The following is a 2743-nucleotide window of genomic DNA, read 5'->3' as shown; positions in this document are numbered from 1 at the left end:
GCGGCGATGTCCTACGCCGTCGACCCGCTGCACCGGCAGGCGCTTTTGCTCCGCCTGGAGGGGGAGCGGCTGCAATGGGCGGTGTGCGACGGCTTCGGCACGCCGGTGCGGCGCGGCGCGCAGGATTGCGCCGCCGGCTTCATCGAGGGGGCGGCCACGCTTATACAGCGTGAGCAGGCGCGTAACCCGCAACTCCAAGGGGTGGCATTCGGCGTCGCCGCGAACGTCCGCGAGGGCGTCGTGTGCGATACCTTTTATTATCCCGAGTTGCGGGGCTTGAGCCTGGATGTTGTTTTACAGGATAGATGCGGGTTGCCGGTGGCGGTTGAGAACGATGTGAACGCCGCGGCGATGGGATACTGGGCGGCGCACCGCGACGGGCTGCAGGAAGCGGTCACATGCGTCTACTGCGGGGCGTTCGGCTTCGGGGCGTGCACGATCGTCGGGGGCAAGTGCCTGCGCGGCGCGCACAACCTGGCGGGTGAAATCTGCTACCTGCCGCAGTTTAAGGATTCGCCTGCGGCGCCCGCGGAACTGGTACGGAAGTATGCGGAAATCATCCGGATGGCCACGGTGCTGATCGACCCGGAACGGGTCGTGCTATACCAGGACGGCCTGCAGGAGGCGCAGGTGGAGGAAATCCGCGCCGCCTGCGCGCGCTGCCTCCCGGTGGTGCCGGCGGTGGCGCTTTCGGATTTTGAACGCGATTACGAGCGCGGGCTGGCCGACCTCGCCGCGCGGCAGGCCGGATAGCGCAAAAAAGCCCGGACGGCGGGAAGCCGTCCGGGCTGCGGGGGATACGGTGCGGTTAGGCGCGTCCCGCCCAGCAGGCCACGGCGTCGCACAGGAACTGCGCGCAGCCGGGCACCTCGCGGTCGTAATACGCGGTAAAGCGGGGGTCGGCCAGGTAGCCCTGCGCCAGCCCCTTGTGCGCCTGCGCCGTGTATTCCTCCCAGCTATAGCTGAGCCAGCTGCGGTGCAGCGCCACGGCCTGGCGGCCGGCCTCGCCCGCGGGGTCGGCGCCTTCGCGCACGGCCTGCGCCAGCGCGTCCATCACTGCCGCGCCGAGCGTCTGGAACCGCGCGTATTCCTCCTGCGTCATGCGCAGCAGGCGGCCGTTTGCCGCGTCGACGGCCGCGCCGCCGTATTGCCTGCGGGCCTCCGCGCCGTAGGCGGCCTCGTTTTGCGCGACGGCGCGCGCCTTAAAGGCTTCGAACTTTTCCTGATCTTCCATGGGAATTCCTCCTTCCAGGGAACCTAGGGTACGGTCAATCGTTGCAATGAGGCGGCCGAGCCGCGCCTGCCGTGCACACAGGGCGTCCCTTTGGCGGCGCAGCGCTTCCCGCCGGTCGAAGCCGGGCGCCTGCACGATGCGTGCGATCTCGTCCAGCGGGAAATCCAGCGCGCGGTAAAACAGGATCTGCTGCAGCAGGTCGATTTCCCCCGGCCCGTAGATGCGGTACCCGGCGGGCGTTGTCCGGCACGGGCGCAGCAGGCCGATTTCGTCATAATACCGCAGGGTGCGGGTGCTGACGCCGGCGAGCGCCGCCAAACGGTTGATTGTGTATTCCATATGAACCACCTCACAGGCACAGTATACCGCTTGACGCAGCGGCACGGTCAAGGGCTTTTCCGGATTTTTATCCACCGGTTTTTAAGAAAGGGCAGGTACAGATGAAGTATACGCACATTGTATTTGACGTAGACGGTACGCTGATTGATACCGCGCAGTCCGAATTGCAGGCGCTGCGGCAGGCGCTTTGCGAGGTTATGGGGCAGGCCAAGCCCGACTGTGAGCTGAACACCGTGTTCGGCACCACCGGGCGCATGGGGCTGCAGATCCTGGGCTATACGCCGGAGGAGATTGACCGGATTTACCCGCGGTGGTACGAGCTTTCGGTGGCGACGATCGGGCAAAGCCCGGTGTTCCCCGGCATCCCGGCGCTGCTGGAAACGCTGGACAGGCGCGGCCTGGCGCTCGGCGTGGTGACGTCCCGTTCCTATGAAGCCTACCTGCTCGGCGCAAAGCCGCACGGCATGGAGCCGTATTTCAAAACCGTGGTCTGCCGCGACGATACCGAGCGGCACAAGCCGGAACCGGAGCCGCTGCTCGCGTACCTCGGGCGCGCCGGCGCGCAGGCGGGGCGCACCCTTTATGTAGGCGACAGCGCGTTTGACGTGGCGTGCGCCAAGGCCGCGGGCGTGGACAGCGCGCTGGCGGGCTGGGGGACGCAGGACAAAGGTCTGCCCGCGACGTATTACCTGGAAAAACCGGCGGATTTGTGCGCCTTCCTGTAGGCCGCGCGGGCGTTTTTGGGGCGCGCAAAAAAAGGTAAAAAATCTTGCGGGATTTTGTTGACAAACCTAAGTAAAAGCGGTATACTAATCAAGCTGCTTCGGTGAGGCGGCGCGGCGCCAGCCGGCAAGCGTGAAAAGGCCTTGAAAAAAAGCCCTTGACAAGCGGCCTGCTGAGTGCTATACTAAATAAGCTGCTCCGGTGAAGAAAAGCGCCGGAAAGGCTGAAAAAGATTGCACCTTGTAAATTAAACAACGTAAAGCAAAGCAAACCAAAGCGAACCTGAAATTCCTTTGGAGTGCAAACTCCGAAGTTAAAAATGGGCGCCGTAAACCCATTCCAAATAAGACGGCGACGTCAGAAACTCTAAGGGTTTTGATTAAAGCAGGCTTATGGCCTGTATTAATACAATTTTTAGAGAGTTTGATCCTGGCTCAGGATGAACGC

The 2743-nt window shown here is 63.5% G+C and carries 3 protein-coding genes; 2 read left to right on the top strand and 1 reads right to left on the bottom strand.

The window, feature by feature from the left end; genetic code table 11:
- Positions 1-753, top strand: a 753-nt coding sequence (locus CZ203_RS05205; RefSeq protein WP_087065104.1) for an ROK family protein, incomplete at its 5' end; no start/stop codon positions are given.
- Positions 754-808: 55 nt separating this feature from the next.
- On the opposite strand, the gene CZ203_RS05200 is transcribed toward CZ203_RS05205, so the two are convergent.
- Positions 809-1573 carry a MerR family transcriptional regulator gene (locus CZ203_RS05200; RefSeq protein WP_087065103.1) on the bottom strand — a complete coding sequence of 255 codons (765 nt, stop codon included), beginning with the start codon at positions 1571-1573 and terminating at the stop codon, positions 809-811.
- Between the two features lie 101 nt (positions 1574-1674).
- Here CZ203_RS05200 and CZ203_RS05195 point away from each other — a divergent pair, with 101 nt between their 5' ends.
- Positions 1675-2298: an HAD family hydrolase gene (locus CZ203_RS05195; protein ID WP_087065102.1), complete on the top strand. Its 624-nt coding sequence runs from the start codon at positions 1675-1677 to the stop codon at positions 2296-2298.
- Positions 2299-2743: the final 445 nt, after the last annotated feature.

The organism is Intestinibacillus massiliensis, from assembly GCF_900155735.1.
In the GTDB taxonomy this organism is placed as follows: domain Bacteria; phylum Bacillota; class Clostridia; order Oscillospirales; family Butyricicoccaceae; genus Intestinibacillus; species Intestinibacillus massiliensis.
Note: the sequence above shows the minus strand (reverse complement) of the source record. Positions and strands in the feature narration are given on the sequence as shown.

What these genes read in the sequence shown, in the direction of transcription:
- CZ203_RS05200 (WP_087065103.1), bottom strand. Translation starts at nt 1,573, where the DNA reads ATGGAATACACAATCAACCGTTTGGCGGCGCTCGCCGGCGTCAGCACC.
- CZ203_RS05195 (WP_087065102.1), top strand. Translation starts at nt 1,675, where the DNA reads ATGAAGTATACGCACATTGTATTTGACGTAGACGGTACGCTGATTGAT.